Here is an 18926-nt window from a genome sequence, read left to right as displayed (position 1 = left end):
TCAGACGCCTCCGTACTGGTAGGTGTCGGCGGGCTTGAGCTGCACGGTGGCCTGCGGGCCGCCGGGCGCGTCCGGCTTGATGGTCCAGCCGGTGATGCGGCACCAGCCGGTGTAGTCGGTCCACGCGTTGTGGACGCGGGTGTAGACGTCATCACCGACCTGCCAGGACCCGAACGGGGCGGCAGGGGTGTTGCGCAGGGTGATCTGGTCGACGGATCCGAGGGTCTGGCGCCAGGCCCTCTCGGCGTTCGCCCGGGCGGCGAGGATGTCGTCGCCCTTGATCTCGGGCAGGTCCATCACGTGCTCCAGGCGCAGCCGTCCGTTGCGGACGGCGGAAATCTGGCGGCGCTTGGCGCGGCCGTCGCCGAAGCCGGCGGCGACGACGACCTGGGCGTAGTCGTCGCCGGCGAGCGCGACCTCGGGGTCCTCGAGGATGTTCACGCCGGAAGAGAAGGAGATGTCTTTGCGGCGGGCGCCCAGGCGGGGCCAGCCCAGGCGGATCTGCTTGACGACGTCGCTCCTGTCGGCGTTCCACGCGGTGGCGCACGTGTAGTCGGGGGTGGCTTCGCCGGAGACGAGGTCGTCGATCAGATCGCCCAGGTTGGGGTGCTCCCAGAAGTTGGAGTGGTAGACGTCCGCAGGGGTGCCGACCGTGGATGTGGATGTGGTGGTGTCGACGACGACACCGAGGTCGCCGTCCGCCGCGGACTGCAGATAGGCCCAGATGTCGCGGATGACCTGGCAGCGGTCGGTGTAGACGTAGGGGCCGCGGCCGCCGAACTCGCCGTCGAGGTCGTGGCGGTGCTGGGCGTAGGACGACCAGGACGCGGCCTCCACCGTCAGCCTGTCGCCCTGGGTGCGGACGTCCCACACCAGGCCGCCCCAGGTGATCTGCTCGTCTTCCTCGACGTAGATGCAGGTGGTGCCGGGGTCGAGGAGGGTGGGGTGCTGGGACAGCAGCCGCGGGGCGAGGGAGCCGGTCAGGGAGCCGGGGCCGGACAGTTCCGGCCCGTATTCCAGGTCCCGCAGCGGCAGGGCGTGGGAGAGCCATTCGCCGGTCAGGGCGTGCTGGGTCAGGACCCGGGCGGGGCTCACCGGGGCGCCTCGAGGAACTCGACGTCGGCGAAGAAGGAAGTGGAGGCGTCGGCGGTGAGGGTGCCGGTGTTGCCGGTGGTGCCGGTGGCCTGGACGCGCAGGAGCTGGGTGGTGCCGCGGTAGGCGTCGGTGATGGTCAGCTCGTCGACGGCGGCGGCCGGCTGGCGGTGGACGCCGGTGGAGTTGGTGTCCAGGACGACGGACTGGGTGGCCAGGGAGGCGCCGAACAGGCCGCGGAAAGCGCCGATGAACTGGTTGGTGTACTTCAGCTGCAGGGCGTCGACCCGGATCTTCGCCTTCGACGCCCAGGTGGGGATGGCGATGTTCCAGCCTGCGGCGGTGGAGAAGTTCTGCCACACGCCGTTGCTGTTGGTGATGTTGGCGGAGGCGCTGGCCGGGAACTGGGTGTAGGTCTGGCGCTCCCGCCTGGGGTTCGCGATCTTCCGGATGTCGACAATCATGGCGTTCGTGATGGTCGACGTGGAGGCGGGGATGTCGATGCGGGCCAGCGGGATGCCGGTGCGGCCGTCGGGGATCGCGGTGGCGCTCGCGGAGACGTTGGGGATGACCTGGAAATAGGCGATGTCGTCGGTGGCCGGATCGAGGGTGCCCTCGTACTCGGGGTCCTCCACGCGCAGGATCAGCATGTCGGAGCGGCCCGCGCCGCCGGTCGCGGCGATGGCGACGTTCGTCGCGCCGGTGTTGGCCACGGCGTAGGAGCCCTGGAAGGTGTTCGCGCGGCCGCGGACCACGCCGGTGCCGGAGGCGACCTGCACGGAGCCGCCGGGGGTGCCGAGCTGGGTGACCTTCAGGTCGGTGCCGCGGGTGATGCCCTCGTTGTCGCGGGCGAGGTCGGAGACCAGCAGGCGGAACTGCTGGGCGGAGTGAGTGGCGCCGTCGACGAGGATCGGCTGTGGGATGAGCGCCATGGCGTCTCCTCAGAGGGCGGTGTAGGCGTCGCGCCAGGTCAGGCGCATGCGGGCGGTGTTGGTGCTGTCGAACGCGGTCCAGCGGTATTCGTTCAGCCCGGGCGGGATGGAGAACTGGTCGATCCGGGAGGCGGGGGCGAGCAGTGCGGAGGCGTTGCCGCCGGTCTCGCGGATGACGGTGCGGTGTCCGGGCCGGGTGTCGATCTCCACCCACTGGCCGGCCGCCAGGGTCAGTGTCGGCATGCGCAGCTGGCGGCCGGACTCGGCGTGGGTGATGGTGACGTCGTGGCAGGGTCCGGTGATGCGGATGACGGGCCAGGCGTCGGCGTCGCCTTCGTTGTCGGCCCAGCCCGGGCGGTCTGCCGCGGTGGTGCCGGACTGTACGAAGATGGGGGCGGTGACAGGGGCGGCGAATCCTCCTCCGGTCAGCCAGCCCAGGGGGATCTCGACGGTCGATTCGGTGTCGGCGTACCAGGTGGGGTCGGTGCCGACGAACTCGATGTCGAGGGGCATGTAGCCGTGCTTGACCTGCCCGTACTCGGGCTCCAGGCGCCGCAGGCGGCCTTCGAGGCGCTTGGCGGTGCGGCCGGGGCGCTTGATGCGCAGCGTCATGGTGGCGCCGCCGGCCAGGCGGATGGCGGGGTCGTGGGCGGGCTGCTGGAGGGTGTGGAGCATGTCCTCGCACGCGACCGGGTCGCCGGGGGTCTTGATGGCGGCGTTGATCTGTACGGAGCGGGGGGCGAAGTAGTCCGGGCCGGGCCAGGAGCCGTCGCTGGAGGGCTGGTCGTGGTCGTTGTCGCGGACCGGGGGCCGGCCCAGGCCGGTGATGTCGATGATGTTGACGGTGGTGCTGCGGCCGATGACGGTGCCGCACAGGTCGACTTGCCCGTCGGTGATCTCAGGCTCCGGCACGAGTGGTCACCCCTCCCCTGCGGGCGCGGCGCATCTGCCAGCCCACCTGTGCGCCGATCTCGGATGCCGTCGCGCCGGTACGGAGCGGGGCGACGTGTACGTGGGTGTCGCCGGTCTCCCTGATGACGACGACCTGCCGGGATGCGGCCATGTCGGTCAGGCCGATCCCGAACCTGTTGGCGACGTCCCGGAGCACGCGGGTGGCGGCGCGGCGTTTGTTCGCCCCCAGCGGGATGAAGGCCTCTCCCCCGGTGGATGGCTCGGCGAAGGTGACGGCGCCGTTGACGGTGGAGTAGATCCCTTCGCGGATGCCGCCGTTGGCGTACGACAGGCCCTTGCTCGCCCGGGCCAGGTCGGCGAGGAACTTCGTCGCGCGGGCGCCCAGGGAGCTTTTGATCTGGGCGGAGGCCTTGCTGGCGACGGCGATGATCTCGTCTTCTCCCAGGCCGGTGGTGGCGGCGACGTCGTGGATGCCGGTCTTCGAGGTGGTGACTGCGGCGATGATGGCCACCAGCTGCTCCACCTGGTCTCCGGTGAGGGCGCTGTTGGCCTGCTTGGCGGCCGTGTTCGCCGCGCCGGCCTTCTTCGAGTCGGACACGGCGGCCGCGGCGAGGTCCATGGCGGCCTGGTCGCCCTGGGCGGCGAGCTGCTTGGCCAGGTCCCCGTAGCCGCGGCCGGCGAGGGTGGCCAGGTTCGTGGCGAACCTGGCGTCCATGGCGGTGGCCTTGGACATCTGCCGCGTGTAGTCCGTCAGCGATGCCCTCGCGGTCGCGGCCAGACCGCGCAGGGCGGCGGCCATGTTGTTGATGTACTTCACCGACCCGGTGGCCATCTTCTTCGTCAGCTCGTAGCCGTCGGTTCCCATGGCGGCCAGCGCTTCGGCGACGTCCCCGCCGACCCGGTCGGCGACGATGGCGAGGTCCCGGTTCCAGCGGCGGGTCATGTCGGACGTGGTGCGTAGCCGCTTCTCGAACGCGCCCATGTCGAAGTAGCTGATTTCCTTGCCCTTGACCTTGCGGGTCTTCTGCCCTGCCCGGACAGCCTCGGAAGGGCTGTAGAGGCTGCCGGTCTTCGGGTCGTACCGCCAGTCCGTGACGCTGCCGTCGGCGTTCCACTGGATGCTGGACGGGTCACCGCCGAGGCGGCGCACGGTCTCTTCGGTGATGGCGCGGGAGCGGGGCCACTTCGACCTGGCATGAGGGATGTAGCTCTCCCCGTGAGTCTCGGGCTCCGCCCATATCCGCAGGTCAGGCTGTGGTTTGGCGATCTGCGCGACGTGGTTTTCGCGCATGCCGCCTTCGGCGAACTGCTGCACGCGGGCCCCGGCGTAGATGTTGCCGTCGGCGGACCGGCCCGCGGTGGAGCCGAAGTAGGTGCCGGAGGGGACGTTGGGGTTCCCGCGGATCTTGTAGGTGGTGATGACGGTGGTGTTCGCCGTCATCCCGTTCAGGTTGTGCATCGCGGTGGACACGGTGCCGATGGCGCCGAGGGCCTGCCCGTTCGCGGTGTATACCTCGGTGCGCCCGTCGGGCAGCTGCCTGGTCTTCAGCCCGACCGCCTCAAGGGCCCTGATCGCCGCGCCGTTCAGGGTGGAGACGGTGACGGACTTGGCGCCGGGGGTCTTGTTGATCTCGGCCTGGACCTCCAGCAGGCCGTTCATGGCCTCCTGGTTCTCGAGCTGGACCAGGGTCTTGATCTCGCCGGGTACGCCCAGCAGGGTGTTGACGTACTCGGTGGCTTTCGCTTTGCTGCCGCTGAACGCCTCGGTGGCGAGCTTCATCATGGTGGTGCGGAGGGCGTCGCTCTTGGCCGTCATCGCCCCGAGGGACTCGCCTGCGGCGATACCGGCGGTGACCATTTCGTCGTGGGCTTTGGCGACCTGCGACATGGCCTGGCCGTTTTTCTGGCCGGCCGTGGTGCTGATGTCCAGGCTGGCGCCGTTCTCCTTGAACGACGCGGTGAGAGCATCGAGTGATTCCTCGAACGCGATCTGGCTGTCGTAGGCGGAGCGGTTGGTGTCGTTCAGGTCGACGATCGCCTGGCGGAGGCCGTTGACCGCGCCTTTCTGCGCGTTCAGCTTCGCCTGCGTCGCGAGGGCCTGCTGGCCGAAGACGCCCATGGACGCTGCGGTGATCTTCTGCTCTGCGGCCAGCGCGGCGAGCGCGGCCTGGTACTCGGGGAACGCCTCCTTGATCGCTGCAGGGTCGGCGCCCTCGAGACGCAGCGACTCCTGGATGCTCGCGAACTGTTCGGCGGCGAGCTCGGCGTGCCCGGAGGAGGCCAGCTGGCCGAGTGTCTCGTCCAGGCCCTTGAAGTCCTCTGTGACCGCGTTGAGCGACTTGCTGCCGCGGGCGAGCTCGTCGACCTTTCGGGTGAGGTCGGTGATGCTGCGGCCGCCGGGCATGTAGTCGGCGATGTCGCCGACCTTGTCCAGCGTCTCGGTTTCCTTCTGGACCTGACGGAATTTCTTGACCAGTCCGTCCATGTCGCCGAACGTCTTTTGCAGCTCGCCGGTGAACCGGCCGGACTGCCCCAGTTCCTTCAGCGAGGTGGCGAGCTTGTCGACGTCCGGCGGGGCGCCCTTGGCGGCGTCGGCGAGCTGGTTGATGCCCATCACGGCCAGCGCGAGGACGGACAGGACGACGCTGGCGCGCTGCATGAGGGTGAGCTGCTGGGTGACTCCGGCGATTGCGGAGGCGACTCCGCCGAAGCGCGCGGCGCGGGCGAAGGTCGCGGTACTCACCGCGGTCGCGGCGATCCCGGGGCCTATCGCGGCCAGCCCAGCACCGGCGAGCTGGATGGCCTTGAACACGAACACGACCTGCAGCAGCGTGGAGATCAGTTCGGTGGGGACGGCGTTGACCAGTTCGGCGAAGGCGTTGACGACCGTGAGGACGCCGACGCCGACGTCGCTGGTGGCGGTCAGGAGGTGGACCAGGACCTGGGTCAGCTCGGTGATGGTGTCACCGACCAGCGGCCCGACCTCCTTCGCGTAGTCCATGAACTCGCGGAAGTTTCCCCCCACCTCGCCCTGGTCGAGGCCGGTGACGAACTTGATGATGCCGGTGTTGGCCCGGGCGAGGGTTTCGGTGGTGAACTCCTCGAACCGCTCGGCGAGAGCATCGACACCCGGGGACTGCGACAGGCCGGTGAGAATGGTGACGAACCGGTCCACCTCGCGGGAGGCTCCGGCGGTCATCGACTCGATGCGCGGCAACTGGTCCCCCATCAGCGCCAGCGACTTCGTAGCGATCGGCATGGTGTCGTCGGCCAGCGCATCCGACATGGCCACGTACTCGTCCTTGAAGTGGGACCACGCGGCGGCCGCCTCCTGGGTGGCGGCCGGCATGTCGGCCGTCTGGCGTATCAGCTCGGCCTCGGCCTTGGCGGCCTCCTCGGACGCCTTGCCGTGCTCACGTACCGCCTCGTCGTACTTCTCCTGCGCCTCGGAGGCCTCGACAAGGTGATTGATCTGTCCGGCTATGGCGATGCCGAAGGCCCCGGCCCCGACGGCCGCCGCAGCCAGACCGGCGGTCAGTGGGGCGGCCGCTGCGGCGATCGGGGTGAGGGCGGTGGCCAGGGCGGCGGCAACGACGATGAGCCGGCTGGAGCGGCCCGACAGGTTGCCCACCGAGCTGCTGGCTGACCCCATGGAGCCCCCCAGTGCACCCGCGCGGGCTCCGACCGCACCGAAGGAGCCGCTGAGGCTGCTCAAGTCGTCGCGCAGAACCTGCGCCCGGGCCGACAGGGAGGTCAGGCTGCTGTCAGTGGTGCGGGCCGCAGTGTTCAGCGACCGCACGCCGGTAGCTGCGCCGAGGGCGCTGGTGCGCATGTCGTCGAACGCGGCGGCCGTCGCAGCGGCCCGGCCTCGCAGCGTGCGAAGCGTCCGGGCAGTGTCCTGTGCGGCATCCTGCACGGCACGCAGGGCCAGCGCGGCGGCGGCCGTGTTTCCCGTGTCCATGTCGGCGCGGAGGCTCAGGTTCTGCGCCTGCAGACCGGCGACAGAGGCCCGGATGGCAGCGGCCGCGGGGCCGGTCTGGTCGTCGAGCCGGACCTGGAGGCGGATGTCACGGTCGATGCGCGCCAGGCGGGCCTGGAGCCGGTCGGCCTCGCCTGCGAGGCGGCGCAGGTCCCGGGCCGAGCGGCCCGCCTGGCTGCCCATGCGCAGCAGCCGGCCACGGGTAGTGTCGGTCTGCTGGCCCAGCCCCCGCAATGCCGCCGCCGTGGTCTGCGCCGCCTGGCTGAGGGTGCGGATCTCGCTGCGGGCGGAGCGTACGGCAGTGGCGAGGGTGCGGGCGTGCCGGGCGTCACGCTGAAGCGCGTTCGCCAGGTGGTTGCCCTGCCCGCGTAGGTCGACCGACAGGTTCCAGTTGGCCACCGCCCGCCCCTCCCTTCCCTTTATTCGTCGTCGTCCCAGCTGCGGCGTCCGCGCTGCTGCCGTTTCATCTCCCGCTCCGTTTGGAGCGCCGCATGCACGGCGGCCGGCAGGAGCGCGACCTTCATGCCGCCCAGGTCGGCGCCCGCCTTTTCGAGCTCGGCCTGTTTCTCCGCGATGACCTGGCAGCCGACGCAGCGCTGCCCGACCGCCACGTAGGCGTCCTCTTCGTCAGGTCCGCCGTGGTCCCAGTCGTCGTGGCGGGTGCCGCACTGCGGGCACACGGTGCGCTGGTAGGCGCGGTAGGCGAGGGCCTTCTCCCGGTCGCGGGGGGTCCAGCGGCCGTCTCCGGCGCCGAGGAACTGGGAGTGGGGGATGCCCCAGCGGTCGCACAGCTCGAGCTCGGTGCGCAGTTGCTCATCGGCGATCAGCCTTTTCCCACGTCGAACCGGACGATGCCCTGGACGTCCCACGCGGTCTGGAACAGCTGTGCGGCTTCGGACTCGGCCCAGGTGTCGAGGTAGTAGCGGGCGTCGTCCTCGGTGATGCCGTCCAGAGAGGCGGCGGCGATCAGGGGCGGGCCGATGGCCTCGGGGTTGATGATCAGCCCGTCCTCGGCCTGCTCCTCGGTCGGCGGGTAGTCCTTCTTCAGCGCCTCGAACGCCGGGCGTTCCAGGGCCTGGAAGCGCAGCACGATGGCCGCCTCGTCGAACGCGGTCTGGGCTGCGGCGAGCCGTTCGTCGGCGCCCGCCAGTGCGTCTTGGAGGACCTGGTTGTCGGGGTCCGCCTCAAGCTGGAGGGCGGCGCGGCGCTGGGCCCTGCGGGCGTCGTCGAGGTTCTGTTTGACGGTGTGGTCGTCGCAGATCGTCATCGTGGCCGTGGGCCGGTGGCGCCTCCGGAGCTTGTCCCTGGTGGCGGTCCAGTGGGCGTCGGCGGCCACAGCGGCCGGGGGCGGCGTGGGTGCGGTGCTGGTCTTGGCGGGCATGCGTGGTCCTTAGTCGGGGAAGGGGAACCCGGCCGGGCGCCGCCGCGCCCCTTCCCGAACACGTCGGGCCCGGCCGGGAGCTGAAGGGGGCGGATCAGGGACCGGCGGCCGGGACGGCGGCGTCGAGGGCCGGCGTGTCGGTGATGGAGAACTTCACCATCCACTTCGCGGCCTCGTTGTCCACGGTGATCGCGGACGACTTGGACGCGACGCGCACCGGGTAGACATCCATGCTCTTGGAGGCGGGGACGTCGCCCTTGCGGAGGATGATGATGAAACCCGTGGTGCCCTTGGCGAGGGCTTCCTCAAGGGTGGAGGTGGTGTCGTCCTCGTAGAACGTCAGGCTCGAGTCGGCGGCCTGGTCGTCGCCCGGGATCTTCGAGGTGAACGTCGATTCCAAATCCGGTGTTTCAATCTCTTGGTTCTCCAAGGAGAAGCCGTCGACGGCGGCGATGGCCTTGGTCAGCGACGTCGCGCTGGTGATTTCGGCCCGGGTGGGGATGTAGGAGGAGGCGGCGATGGTCTCAGCGAAGAGGATCTTCGTTACGCCCTTGCGGGAAAACCTGCCCATGGTGGGGACCCCTTGTGATGCGTACGGCTGTGAGGCGGCCACGTGCCAGTGGCGTCCGCGTGGGGTCCCGCCGCGGTGCGGTCATGCGCGCCCGACTGTCCGTCAGGCGGGGGTCAGGCCGAACCTGAACCTCTGTACGTAGCTGATGATGGCATCGGCGGGATCACTTGACTCCCCCGGTTCGGTCTCCAGACTGCGGCCGGTGTTCTTCACTCCCGGGACCGTCAGCGTGCGCAGCCACAGCCCTGTCGCCGGGTCGCGGGCCAGGATCGCAGTGCGGGCCTTGTCTGCCATCCACTCCGCCTGGTCGATGCTCCCCGTCGAGCCGGGCTTGGCCGGGTCCGGCCCGGACACTGACGTGACCTGGTAGACGAAGGAAGCGTCGGGGTTCTCGTCGGCGAGGGGCGGGCCGTCGACCGAGGCGTCGACGAGGTACAGGAGGTAATAGGGGGGTGCGGCGAGCGTGTTGGGGGCGGTGCCTGGCGGGATGCGGCCTCGGCCGACGGGCATGCCGGTCGCGGTCGCGAGGAGCGTCTGGAGAGCCTTGGACACCGGAAGGCGGGCGATCATGAGAGGACCTCCTCGACGGCCTCGCCCATCTGCTCGCGCAGGGTGGCCCCGAGGAACGGCAGGGCGGGCTGGACGTGGGGGTAGGGGGGCTGGAAGAAGTGCCGGCCGATGGAGTCGGTCATGTCCCAGAACCCGAACTCCAGGCGCCTGCCCTGGGGGGCGGTGGTGCCCAGCGTGCACTGCGCGCCGTGCGGGATGCTGCGGGTCACGGCCTTCCACGATGCCCGGTACTGGCCGGTGATGACGTTCGGCCCGGGCCGCCCGGAGGCGTTGCCGCGGATCTGCGCGACGCCGAGCGTGCCGACGTGCCGCATGCGGCGCCGGATCGCAGGTCCGATGTCGCCCGCTGCGCTCTCCAGACGGTCGGCGAGCTCATCCGGGGTCACGCGGCTGCCCCCTGCTGCTGGTCAAGGGGGGTGACGCGGACTGCTTCGACGGTGCCGACGCGGCCGGGGTCGCTGGCCTGCCATGTACGCCCCAGGAGGCCGCTGCGGTCAGGGTTGGCGACAGTGATCACGCTGACCAGGGCGTCCTTCGGGGGGATCGGCGCGGTAGTCGGTGTGAGGAGCTTGTAGGTGGAGCGTGTCTCATCTACCCAGGGCTGGCTGGCGTCGGAGATGACGGCCATCGGCGGGGAGGACGCGGGGAACACCGCGCCGGGGCCTTCGTAGAGCACACCGCCCTCGGGGTATTCGAGCTGCCCGGTCTCCTCGTTCAGCACGGGGTCGCCGGTGGCGGGGCCGGTGACGCGGACGGTGTCGACGAGGAGGTTGGTGTTGATCCAGGTGACGACGCCGGCGAGCGCCTTGTCGAGGCCGGCCATCAGGAGCGGCCTTCAGCCCAGTCGGCGAGCTGGGCGAGCATCGCGCGGGTGAGCGCGTACCGCTCGTCGTCGAGGTCGTCGCGGTTGAGGGCGGCGTTCTCCAGGGCAGCGGGGTCGATTCCGCGGAGGAAGTCGGCGATGACGGGGCCGGGGTCCGGAGGGTCACCGATGGCCACGTGGGCCATCCCGTCGAACTCGGCGCCCTGGCGGTTCGGGTGGGCGTACAGCACAAGCAGCGGGGCCTGGTTGGCGCGGTGCTCGAGGGTGTAGCCGTGGAGCATGGACGTGAGGTCGGCTCCGTCGATCTCGACGTGGCCGAGCACCCCGTCGGTGGTGATGCGGACCTGACGGGGCGTGTCACCCATGGTGGGGTCGGTCATGCCGTGGCCTCCCTGGCGTTCAGCCAGCGGCGGACGGCCTGGTTGTGGCGCGCGTCCGCCAAGGCGTTGTGCTCGCCGTTGCTCTGCTGGGGAAGGTCGTCCCAGGCGAGGCCCTGGCGGGAGCGTTCCTGCTGGATGTCGTGGGTGAACATGGGGACACCTTCGGGCAGGTCGATCATCCGTCCCCAGAGCTGGGCCAGGCACACGTGGTCGTAGGCACCGTAGTTTGCCCACAGCTGCACGTCGGGTCCGGAAGCGCGGATGAAGTCCATGACCTCGTCCGCGATCCGCTCGCGAGGCTTCACCGCTGGGTCGTGGTAGTTGAACAGCCACGATTCGGGCATGTGGTTGTTCCAGTCGCCCGACGGTTTAGGCAGATGTGGGACGACGTTCTCCATCAGCCACTTGTGCTTGCGGATGCGGCGTCGCACCTTTCTTCCGTGCCCCCACCTGGCAGCCAGGTCCCCGTTCACGGCGTAGTACTCGCGGCCGTCGTCGGCCACCATTCCGATCGAAATGAGTTCGATGTGGCGGGAGTCCTCGAGGAACTCAAGGTCATAGTCGATGACTGTCACGGGGTCAGTCCTTCCAGCCGGGGGCGGGCCGTGAGGGCCGGGAAGAGAGGGCACGGGAGAGCTCGGACCAGTACGCGGGCAGGCCGTCCCACGTGTTCGTCTCGGGGTCGTAGACGGTCGAGTGGGTGAAAATTGTGTGGCAGCCGCGCTGGCGGGCGAGGCGTACGCATTCCTCGGCCTCGTCGGGGTGACCGACGCCGTGGACGAGGTGGGCGAACCGCTCGGGCGGGTACTCGCTCATCCACTCCGGGAACGTCGCGGCCCGGTAGGCGGCCAGGTCGCCCTCGAAGACGACGACCTGGTCGGCGATGTCGCAGTAGCCGCGGGCGGGGACGACGCCGGGGTTGAGCACGACGTAGTCCATGCCGTGTTCCTGCTGGCGCAGGACGGTCAGGGCGACGGCCTCGAGGTGGCCGGTGTCCGCGGGGCACTGATCGAGGAAGCTGGAGGAGAACCCACGGTCGGCGTAGGTGTCGGCGTCGGCGTTGTTGAAGAAGTCGTCCCGCTCCCCGTAGTTCAGGGGGACGTAGCCCAGGACGCGGATGCCGGCGTCGCGGACTTCGCGGGCGGCGTCGTACAGGACGGCGTCCTCGGTGGCGCCGGGCCCGTTGGCCTGGTTGAGGACGATCCAGTGGACGGGGGCGCCTGCGATGGTGATGGCGGCCCAGGCGGAGGCCTTGGTGGCGGGGTGGGCGTACAGCGGGATCCCGGCGCCCATCGTCGGTGGCAGCGGCATGGCCGTTCAGCCCTCTTCCTCGTAATCCACAGGTTCGGTTGCTCGTTCGGTGTCAGCGGACAGGGCGAAGCCGAAGGCCTCTGCGTGATGCTCGTCGACGCTGGCCGGCAGCATGGAGAACAGCCTCTTCGCTGCCTTCTCCATGGCGCGCACCGTCTTCGGGCCGGGCTTGCCTGTGCTCTGCAGCGTGACCCGGCGGTCACCACAGCGGACGGTCACCCGCATCACGAGCCTCCCCCCGCCTCGCCCTGTTCGGCGTGTTCGGCGCGTGCGGCCTGCCAAGAGCTGATGTGGCCGATCGCGATGGCGTACCAGGACATGCCGACGAGGTAGGGGATGGAGTCCTTCCACCACAGGACAGTCGGCGGCAGCACGGCCACCCAGGCGAAGAAGAGGGTGAGGTGGAGTCGCTTCCAGAACACGGCGGACGTCATGCGCGACTCCCGAGGTGCGGCAGCATCTCGCGGATGCAGTGAGGGTGAGCGGAGGGATGGGCGAGGGCGTCGGCGATGTCGCGGAGAGTGCCGTGTGCACGGTCGGGGTCGGCGTGGCTGGTCCAGCCGCAGTCGGCGCCGTCGCTGACCAGGACCTGGCGGCAGCCGAGTTGCTGCCATGCGGTGCCGATGCTGCCAGCGTTGGCGACGGTCACGGCCTGCCAGGACAGGGCGGCCCGAGCCCATGCCGGGACCGGGTGGCGGGCGTCGTTGGCGTAGACGACGGTGTCCAGGGGGTGCTGCTGGTACAGGGCGGCCGGGTCGAAGGTGGGCGCGTTGGCGCGGCTGGTGACCGCTCGTGCGGCGGCGAGTGCGTCGCGGAGGAAGACCTGCGCGCGGCGTACCGCTTCGCGGAGGCGGCCCATGAGGTCGGTGTAGTACTGGGCGGTCAGGGTGGTGACGGCCGCTTGGTGGTGGGTGGTCCAGGACCAGATGCCGCGTGGCCGGTCGGCGTGGTCGAGGGCGGTGTAGGCGCCTTCGCGGTAGACGAGGGGCAGGTCGGTGGCGGCCCATCGTTCGACGAACGCGGCGGTGTGGCGGTTGAAGGTGGACAGGGACCGCTGGAACAGCAGCGCGGCCGCGCGGATGCGGGCGGCGGCTCCCCTGCCGGGCCGGATGCGGGCGAGGGTGGTCAGGAGGAGTTGCTGGGCCTGGGTGATGATCCGCCAGGCGGCGGTGAGGCGGCTGGTGGCGTCGGTGATGTAGCCCAGCAGGCGGGATCGGAGGGTGCGGCGGCGGGTGGGGGTGGTCATCGCCGGGGCCTGGCGGTGAGGCGGATGAGGGCGATGGAGCCGTCCTGGGCAGTTCCGTCGCCGTCGGGGTCGGTTTCGTCCGGGGCGAGCGGGACGCCGGTGCGCAGCTCGGCGATCTGCCGTTCGATCGCCTTGATGTTTTCGGTGTAGGCGACGGAGACGACGGAGGAGACGCTGACGCTGGCGGGCTGGTCGTGGACGAGGGCGGCACGGCGTTCGTAGAGGACCTCAAGGGCTACGGCGCGTGCGGTACCGAGGCGGGTGTAGCGGGTTTCGAGGTCGGCGAGGTCGGTGCTGGTGCCGAGCTGGCCGGTGAGCCAGGCCCGTACGGCTGTGTCCACGGGCTCCTCCACGGGCGTTGTGGGCGAGGGGCGGGAAGGGGGGACAGCGGGGTGCGGGCCCGGCCCTGGCGCCCCCACCAGGGGGGACGGGCCCGCACGCCGCTTACTGGCCGCCGGTGCCCTCAGCGGCGGCCGTCCGGCCCCGAGCCGGAGTCTTGGCCGCGGTCTTCTTCGCGGCCGTCTTGGTGGCCGTGGTGGCCTTGGGCTCGTCGGACGTCTGGTCAGCGTCGTCGGAGGTGGTGGCCGAGCCGTCGCCAGAGGCGTCGCCCGGGCCGTCCCCGGAAGGGCCGCTGCCCTCCCCTGCCGGGCCGTTGGGCGGTTCGGTCTCGGCCCTGGCGGTCTTCGGCAGGCGCGGCAGCTTCCCGTCCACCCAGGCGGCCGGGTTCGTCACCAGGGCCGCCAGGCGCGGCTCTGGCAGCGTCCCGGCGTCGAGGGTCACGGTCTGCCGCGTGTCGGGATCCTGCACGTACACGGTGCTGCTCAGCTGGGCGCCCATGGCTCACCACACCGTCGCAGCGATGTGGATGTCCGGGGTGTACATGACCGGCAGCGCGGCCGCCGAGCCCTTGGTCCACACCTGGACCGGGTCGTCCTGGTAGCCGGAGGTGACGATGATGCCCGGCGCCTCGGAGCGTTCGATGGACGGGTTGCCGCCGGTGGACAGCACCAGGCCCTCGGCGGTGAGGCCGTACTGGGTCTCTGCCATCTGGCGGGTGTTGGGCGGCAGGAGGAAGAACATGTTCTCCGGCAGCGCGCGGACGTCGGTGCCGTTATCGAGGGGGATCTTCACGTCGTAGGTGGTGATCGGCGGCAGGCCGTAGCGGCCGCGGACGACGTTGACCTCGTTCGGGGCGAGGACCGCGGTGGGGATGGTGGAGGCGGAGTTCACCGAGCCGTAGTAGGCGGCGCGGTAGGAGTCGTTGCCCAGCATCAGCGCCCACGTCTTGTACGAGGTGAGGGCGCGGGAGGGCAGCGGCGCGCCGGAGGCCCGCAGGACCTCCATCCAGCGCATCTCGTCGCCGAGAATGTCGGCGGTCGGGTCGGTCCACGCGGTCGGCGCGGTCGGCATGTTCGCGGAGGGGACGTTGTGGTTGGCCTCGAGGGTGAGGCCGTTCTCGCCGGTGAGGGTGAACTTGCCGTCAACGAGGAGGTCACCGGCGGCGAGCTCCATGCGGTGCTTGATCGACAGCACATGGGCGGCGACGTCGTCGTAGATGGCGTCGACCAGGTCCTGGCCGTCCATGCCGCGCGAGACGCTCTCCAGGATCGTCTCGAGCTCGCCGACGATGTACTTCTGCCCCAGGGGCAGGAGCTTGCCGGAGGTCGCGAACTGCGTGATCTCACGCGTGGCGACCTTGGTCTGGGCGTCCCACGCGCGGTAGGAGGCGGCGGCCACCCGGCGGCGGGTTCCGCGCACTTCCCACTTGACGGAGTTGACCGTCCGCTCCGGGATCACCGACTGGGTGAGCTCGTAGTCGGCCGGGGTCTGGATCTCGCGGACGAACGCGTTGATCTCGGTGGCATTGATGTCCCGGAGGAGGACCTCGAGCATGTCGTTAGGCATGGGGGGTCCCCTCTCAGACCTTGTAGACGAACGACTGGTTGGACTCGGCGGACAGGTCCGTCGGGTCGAAAGCAACCGGGAGCTTGGCGACGTCGATCTGGCCGTGGACCATCAGCGGCGCCGCGACCTTGGTGGACGTCGGGAAGAAGGACACCTCGGTGAAAAGGAACCCGGCGAAGTTCTGCGTGCCGGAAGCCGAGCCGGCGGCGCCGCCCGCGGTGGTGGTGGCGATGGTGACGCCAGGCGTGGACCCGCCGGTGAACGAGGCGGTGGCGGTGGGCTGGGCGACGTTCTCGCCCAGGTACTGGCCACCCCAGGTCAGGGTGTAGGGTCCGCCGGCCGCGCCGGTGACCGTCACGTCACCCGGGTTGACGTTCGACAGCGCTTCCAGCGCGGTCTGCACGGCCGCGGCGGTGGCGTTGTACGCGATGGCCGCTGTGGTCTGGCCGGAGAACGTGAGCGTGAACGTGCCGCCGGTCGGCGAGCCGGTGATGGTGACCGTCTGGACCTCGTTGGTCAGCGCGGCATACGGCTCGAACAGACCGGTGCTGGCGTTCTTGCCGAGCGGGATGCCGGACTTCAGCTTCCGCTCCGGCTGGTACTTCGACGCCTCCGTCCAGTGGAGGTTCTCGTCGAACGCGGTGAGGTCGAGGGTGATGGACTGGTTGGCTTCGATGCCGAGCATGCTCATCAGCCACGGGCGGCCGACGGCGAGCGTCTCGGTGGTGGTGTACGGCTGGATGTCCACGCCGTAGCCCCTTTCGCGATATCGCGGGATACGTGAGGGCACCGCTTGGGGGTGGTGCCGTCCACGGGGGTGAGGGCGTGGTCCCTACGTTGTGCGGTCTGTGGGTCAGGCTGCGTCGTCGTTGCGCAGCCCCATGTCGGCGGCCCGCTTGCGGGCGGCGGTGCGGATGGCGTCCTTGGTGCCGGCGGGGGTGCGCGGCGGGGGTCCGCCCGCAGGGGCGCCGGACGGAGCGGGAGGCAGCGCCCCGGGCTGTGCGGGGGCGCCGAACAGCTCACCGCGGCGTTCCTTCAGCGCGGTTGCGGCTTCGGTGATGGCGGTGTCGTCGGCGTCGTCGGCGACTCGTCCGGACAGCAGCGCGGCGGCGTCGTCGAGGTCGTCGCCGGTAGCACCGAGCCGGACGAGGACGGCCCGCATCTTCGACTCCCGGTCCCGGCGTGCGATCTCTGCCGCGCGGGCGTCGTTCGCGGCCTTCTGCGCCTCGAGGTCACGCTCGCGCTGGGCGAGTTCCTCGGCGCGGCGCTGCTCCTCGGACAGCTGCGCCTTGCGGGCTTCGTCGGCCTGCTTGAACATCTGCGCGAACGCGGTGGGGTCGAAGCTGTCCGGGTCCAGACCGGCGGCTTCGGCAACAGTTCGGTAGGCGGAGCGTCGCCCCTCTTCCTTCTCGTCCCTCATGATCACGTTGAGTCGACGTTGGGTGATGGTGACGAACGGCTCACCGTCATCGGTCGTCGGCTGACCGGATTGAGAGGGAGGTGCGGCCGGGGGCGGGGTGAGGCGGCCGGCGAGTTCGGCGGGAGTCGGCACCGGGCCGGCGGGCGGGGTCGGGGTCCCGCCGTCGTTGTAGAACACGGCCATGGCCTCGACACCCGTGTAGGGGTGGGCCCAGGCGACGGTGGCCGGGGTGGTGCGGTGCGCGGGGCGACGCATGAGGGCAGGTCCTCCCATAGAGGTTCCAGGCCCCGCGCCTGAGATCAAGGACAGCACACGTTTCCTCATTCGTTGCCCCCGCTCCCCCCGGGTAGGAGTTCTGGCGGCTCGTCTCCGGTGGTTTCGCCGGTGAGGGGCGGGAGCTGGAGGGGCGGGACGGCGGGCTCGTCGGGGGCCTGGCGGCCGAGGAACGCGGCGACTTCGTCGGGGTTGCCAAGGGCGTCGGCGAGGAACCGGGCCTGCTCGAAGCTGCGGGACTCGATCTGGGTGATCTCCTGCTCGGCGTCGTCGATGGGCCAGCCCGCGTCCTGGAGGCGCCGCACCGCGGTCTCCAGGGAGATGACGTGCGCGGCGTAGGCGTCGGTGACCTCCTTGAGGGCCGCGGCCTTGTCGGTCGGCGTGTACGGGCCCCACGTCAGCTCTGCGGGCAGTGGGCGGATACCGGCCCAGTCGGGATGCTGCCCGGCGATGGACAGGCGCTGGACGAACTTCAGCAGCAGGGCGTACTTGTGATCGCGGGCCAGGCGCATGGCGGAGATGAGGGAGTCCAGCGGCCCCAGGGACAGCTCGAGGGCGTAGCCGGAGGGGACCTTGGAGGGGTCCATGGTGCCCAGCGACACGGCGGGGAGGCGTACGACGTTCGCGGCGCGGTCGGCGAGGTCGTGGGCGTGGTTGCGGAGCTCGGCGAGGGCGCGGGAGGTGTCGAGGACGTCCATGCGGCCGCCTTCGCCGATCTCGGCGATGACGCCGGGCCCGACGGCGAGTTCCCGCTGGGTGCCGGTGCGCTTGCCGGACAGGGCGATCATGGGTGAGCCGGTGGTGGCCGACGCGCGGGAGGAGTCGGTGTCGGTGCCCTGCAACTCGTCGAAAACCTGCAAGGCCTTGGCGAGGGACGACTGGCCCCAGTGCTCTTCGGCCGGGGGGACGGTGTTGGGGACGTGGATGACCGGGATGAAGTCGATCAGCAGGTCGAGGCGGTCGAGGACTTCCCCGGCCGGGCTGGTCGCGAAGCGGGCCGCGTCCAGGGGCAGGGAGTCGACGTCGACGGGGCCCTTGATGTCGCCGAGTTCCCAGGTGGCGTCGGTGAGGTAGCAGGTGCGGTAGGAGGGTTCGTCGTTCCACGCGTACTGGCGGGAGATGCCGCCGGTTCGTTCGTCGAAGACGTCGCCCTGTCCGAGGACCGGGACAGGCCCGGTGCCGTCGGCGGGTTCGGACATGACGGGGGCGCGTACGGCCCGGCCGGTGCGGTCGACGCCGGATGCGGTGGCGGGGCGGATCCAGTCCAGCTCGTAGGTGATGCGCCGGATCCGGGTTTTCAGGCCGCGCTTGGGGTCCTCGGGGAGCTCCCAGGCGAGGTGGATCCGTTCGGGGAAGTCGGCGCCGTCGCCGTCCTCGGGCAAGACGGGGAAGTAGAAGCCGGGGTCGTAGCTGCGGAGCCGCACGCGGCGCTTGTCGGCGTCCCAGTACAGCAGGTACACCCCGTCGCCGAGGGACACGGCCTTGCGTTCGGTCTGCAGCATCCGCATGGCGAGGAGCTCGGTCTCGGCCCACTCGCGCAGCAGGGTCTGGACCCGTTCGGCGGCCGCGGCGTCGGTGGTGTCGGTGTCCTGTTCGGCGCCGGGGACGGTGATGGTCTGCTCGCGGCCCATGACGTGCGCGACGAGGGTGTCGATGAACATGCTCGGGTCGCCGAACTCGCGCCGGTCGCGGGCAGCGGCGCCGTCGCGGAGCTCAGCGAGTTCACCGGCCTGGTTGTTGTCGTACGCGGCGAGGAGCTTGTACGCGGCCAGGCGCCGTTCGTCCGCGGCCGGCACCCAGGAGGCGTGGGCTTCGGGGAAGGCCCGGCGGTTGGGCATGCCGAGGGTGGGGTCGCTGTAGATCGGCTTGTAGTTCAGCCAGGACCAGGCGTCGATGACCAGGGACTTGAGGCCCACAGAGCGCTCCTCCGCACACAGGCCCCGCGCCCTGTGATCAGGGTACGGGCGTGTGAGCGGTTCAGTCCCTCCGGTTCGCTCAGGTGATCGGTCCGGTCGGTTCATATGCTCGGCAGAATGGGGGGAGTTCACCCATTCGAGTTACTCGAAAGTCTCCGGCCCGAGGAATTCTGCGGTGAATATGCCAGATGCCCCGGAATGCGTGTGCGAGAGGT

Annotated in this window: 22 protein-coding genes; all 22 read right to left on the bottom strand. The window is 70.4% G+C overall.

The genetic code is table 11. The features are described from left to right. Entirely contained in the window at positions 1-1095 is a 1095-nt protein-coding gene (locus ACZ6C1_RS33190; protein WP_469246167.1) for a hypothetical protein, read from the bottom strand. After that, positions 1092-2024: a hypothetical protein gene (locus ACZ6C1_RS33185; protein WP_469246165.1), complete on the bottom strand. Its 933-nt coding sequence runs from the start codon at positions 2022-2024 to the stop codon at positions 1092-1094. Before ACZ6C1_RS33185 ends, ACZ6C1_RS33190 begins: the two co-directional genes overlap by 4 nt. 9 nt (positions 2025-2033) lie before the next feature. Further along, positions 2034-2936 (bottom strand): phage distal tail protein, encoded by a 903-nt coding sequence (locus ACZ6C1_RS33180; RefSeq protein WP_469246163.1) that lies wholly within the window; start codon positions 2934-2936, stop codon positions 2034-2036. Further along, on the bottom strand, positions 2923-7314 hold the full coding sequence (locus tag ACZ6C1_RS33175; RefSeq protein ID WP_469246161.1) for a hypothetical protein: 4392 nt from the start codon (positions 7312-7314) through the stop codon (positions 2923-2925). Before ACZ6C1_RS33175 ends, ACZ6C1_RS33180 begins: the two co-directional genes overlap by 14 nt. A gap of 20 nt (positions 7315-7334) precedes the next feature. Next, positions 7335-7784 carry a hypothetical protein gene (locus ACZ6C1_RS33170; protein ID WP_469246159.1) on the bottom strand — a complete coding sequence of 150 codons (450 nt, stop codon included), beginning with the start codon at positions 7782-7784 and terminating at the stop codon, positions 7335-7337. Then, a complete protein-coding gene (locus tag ACZ6C1_RS33165) occupies positions 7739-8296 on the bottom strand; it encodes a hypothetical protein (RefSeq protein WP_469246157.1) in 558 nt (185 codons plus the stop codon). Before ACZ6C1_RS33165 ends, ACZ6C1_RS33170 begins: the two co-directional genes overlap by 46 nt. Positions 8297-8390: 94 nt before the next feature. Continuing rightward, the gene (locus ACZ6C1_RS33160; protein WP_469246155.1) at positions 8391-8867 is read right to left on the bottom strand and encodes a phage tail tube protein; all 477 of its coding nucleotides are present in this window, start codon (positions 8865-8867) and stop codon (positions 8391-8393) included. Positions 8868-8969: 102 nt separating this feature from the next. Beyond that, positions 8970-9437, bottom strand: a complete 468-nt coding sequence (locus tag ACZ6C1_RS33155; RefSeq protein ID WP_469246153.1) for a hypothetical protein — start codon at positions 9435-9437, stop codon at positions 8970-8972. Next, entirely contained in the window at positions 9434-9823 is a 390-nt protein-coding gene (locus tag ACZ6C1_RS33150; protein WP_469246151.1) for a hypothetical protein, read from the bottom strand. Before ACZ6C1_RS33150 ends, ACZ6C1_RS33155 begins: the two co-directional genes overlap by 4 nt. Then, positions 9820-10260, bottom strand: coding sequence for a DUF6093 family protein (locus ACZ6C1_RS33145; RefSeq protein ID WP_469246149.1), 441 nt, complete (start codon positions 10258-10260; stop codon positions 9820-9822). The genes ACZ6C1_RS33150 and ACZ6C1_RS33145 overlap by 4 nt, the downstream gene beginning before the upstream one ends. Next, positions 10260-10640 carry a hypothetical protein gene (locus ACZ6C1_RS33140; RefSeq protein WP_469246147.1) on the bottom strand — a complete coding sequence of 127 codons (381 nt, stop codon included), beginning with the start codon at positions 10638-10640 and terminating at the stop codon, positions 10260-10262. Before ACZ6C1_RS33140 ends, ACZ6C1_RS33145 begins: the two co-directional genes overlap by 1 nt. Then, a complete protein-coding gene (locus ACZ6C1_RS33135; RefSeq protein ID WP_469246145.1) occupies positions 10637-11215 on the bottom strand; it encodes a 3'-5' exoribonuclease domain-containing protein in 579 nt (192 codons plus the stop codon). Before ACZ6C1_RS33135 ends, ACZ6C1_RS33140 begins: the two co-directional genes overlap by 4 nt. A 4-nt stretch (positions 11216-11219) precedes the next feature. After that, positions 11220-11951, bottom strand: coding sequence for a spherulation-specific family 4 protein (locus tag ACZ6C1_RS33130; protein WP_469246144.1), 732 nt, complete (start codon positions 11949-11951; stop codon positions 11220-11222). Positions 11952-11957: 6 nt separating this feature from the next. Then, the gene (locus ACZ6C1_RS33125; protein WP_469246142.1) at positions 11958-12176 is read right to left on the bottom strand and encodes a hypothetical protein; all 219 of its coding nucleotides are present in this window, start codon (positions 12174-12176) and stop codon (positions 11958-11960) included. Next, the gene (locus tag ACZ6C1_RS33120) at positions 12176-12385 is read right to left on the bottom strand and encodes a hypothetical protein (protein ID WP_469246140.1); all 210 of its coding nucleotides are present in this window, start codon (positions 12383-12385) and stop codon (positions 12176-12178) included. Before ACZ6C1_RS33120 ends, ACZ6C1_RS33125 begins: the two co-directional genes overlap by 1 nt. Next, positions 12382-13197: a hypothetical protein gene (locus tag ACZ6C1_RS33115; RefSeq protein ID WP_469246138.1), complete on the bottom strand. Its 816-nt coding sequence runs from the start codon at positions 13195-13197 to the stop codon at positions 12382-12384. Before ACZ6C1_RS33115 ends, ACZ6C1_RS33120 begins: the two co-directional genes overlap by 4 nt. Then, on the bottom strand, positions 13194-13538 hold the full coding sequence (locus tag ACZ6C1_RS33110) for a hypothetical protein (RefSeq protein ID WP_469246137.1): 345 nt from the start codon (positions 13536-13538) through the stop codon (positions 13194-13196). The genes ACZ6C1_RS33115 and ACZ6C1_RS33110 overlap by 4 nt, the downstream gene beginning before the upstream one ends. Positions 13539-13641: 103 nt before the next feature. Next, positions 13642-14034: a hypothetical protein gene (locus ACZ6C1_RS33105; RefSeq protein ID WP_469246136.1), complete on the bottom strand. Its 393-nt coding sequence runs from the start codon at positions 14032-14034 to the stop codon at positions 13642-13644. A gap of 3 nt (positions 14035-14037) precedes the next feature. After that, complete coding sequence (locus ACZ6C1_RS33100; RefSeq protein WP_469246134.1) at positions 14038-15102, bottom strand: major capsid protein; 1065 nt, start codon at positions 15100-15102, stop codon at positions 14038-14040. A 13-nt stretch (positions 15103-15115) separates the two neighbouring features. Next, positions 15116-15850, bottom strand: coding sequence for a hypothetical protein (locus ACZ6C1_RS33095; RefSeq protein WP_469246132.1), 735 nt, complete (start codon positions 15848-15850; stop codon positions 15116-15118). 105 nt (positions 15851-15955) lie between these two features. After that, positions 15956-16777: a hypothetical protein gene (locus ACZ6C1_RS33090; protein ID WP_469246130.1), complete on the bottom strand. Its 822-nt coding sequence runs from the start codon at positions 16775-16777 to the stop codon at positions 15956-15958. Positions 16778-16842: 65 nt separating this feature from the next. Next, positions 16843-18711, bottom strand: a complete 1869-nt coding sequence (locus ACZ6C1_RS33085) for a hypothetical protein (RefSeq protein ID WP_469246129.1) — start codon at positions 18709-18711, stop codon at positions 16843-16845. Positions 18712-18926 lie beyond the last annotated feature (215 nt).

This window comes from Streptomyces sp. NPDC041796, assembly GCF_055590785.1.
The sequence above is the reverse complement of the archived record's forward strand: the minus strand, read 5'-3'. Positions and strand labels throughout refer to the sequence as shown.

Coding starts and splice junctions, on each gene's coding strand:
- ACZ6C1_RS33185 (WP_469246165.1), bottom strand. CDS start 2,024: ATGGCGCTCATCCCACAGCCGATCCTCGTCGACGGCGCCACTCACTCC.
- ACZ6C1_RS33165 (WP_469246157.1), bottom strand. CDS start 8,296: ATGCCCGCCAAGACCAGCACCGCACCCACGCCGCCCCCGGCCGCTGTG.
- ACZ6C1_RS33160 (WP_469246155.1), bottom strand. CDS start 8,867: ATGGGCAGGTTTTCCCGCAAGGGCGTAACGAAGATCCTCTTCGCTGAG.
- ACZ6C1_RS33155 (WP_469246153.1), bottom strand. CDS start 9,437: ATGATCGCCCGCCTTCCGGTGTCCAAGGCTCTCCAGACGCTCCTCGCG.
- ACZ6C1_RS33145 (WP_469246149.1), bottom strand. CDS start 10,260: ATGGCCGGCCTCGACAAGGCGCTCGCCGGCGTCGTCACCTGGATCAAC.
- ACZ6C1_RS33140 (WP_469246147.1), bottom strand. CDS start 10,640: ATGACCGACCCCACCATGGGTGACACGCCCCGTCAGGTCCGCATCACC.
- ACZ6C1_RS33130 (WP_469246144.1), bottom strand. CDS start 11,951: ATGCCGCTGCCACCGACGATGGGCGCCGGGATCCCGCTGTACGCCCAC.
- ACZ6C1_RS33125 (WP_469246142.1), bottom strand. CDS start 12,176: ATGCGGGTGACCGTCCGCTGTGGTGACCGCCGGGTCACGCTGCAGAGC.
- ACZ6C1_RS33120 (WP_469246140.1), bottom strand. CDS start 12,385: ATGACGTCCGCCGTGTTCTGGAAGCGACTCCACCTCACCCTCTTCTTC.
- ACZ6C1_RS33115 (WP_469246138.1), bottom strand. CDS start 13,197: ATGACCACCCCCACCCGCCGCCGCACCCTCCGATCCCGCCTGCTGGGC.
- ACZ6C1_RS33105 (WP_469246136.1), bottom strand. CDS start 14,034: ATGGGCGCCCAGCTGAGCAGCACCGTGTACGTGCAGGATCCCGACACG.
- ACZ6C1_RS33100 (WP_469246134.1), bottom strand. CDS start 15,102: ATGCCTAACGACATGCTCGAGGTCCTCCTCCGGGACATCAATGCCACC.
- ACZ6C1_RS33090 (WP_469246130.1), bottom strand. CDS start 16,777: ATGCGTCGCCCCGCGCACCGCACCACCCCGGCCACCGTCGCCTGGGCC.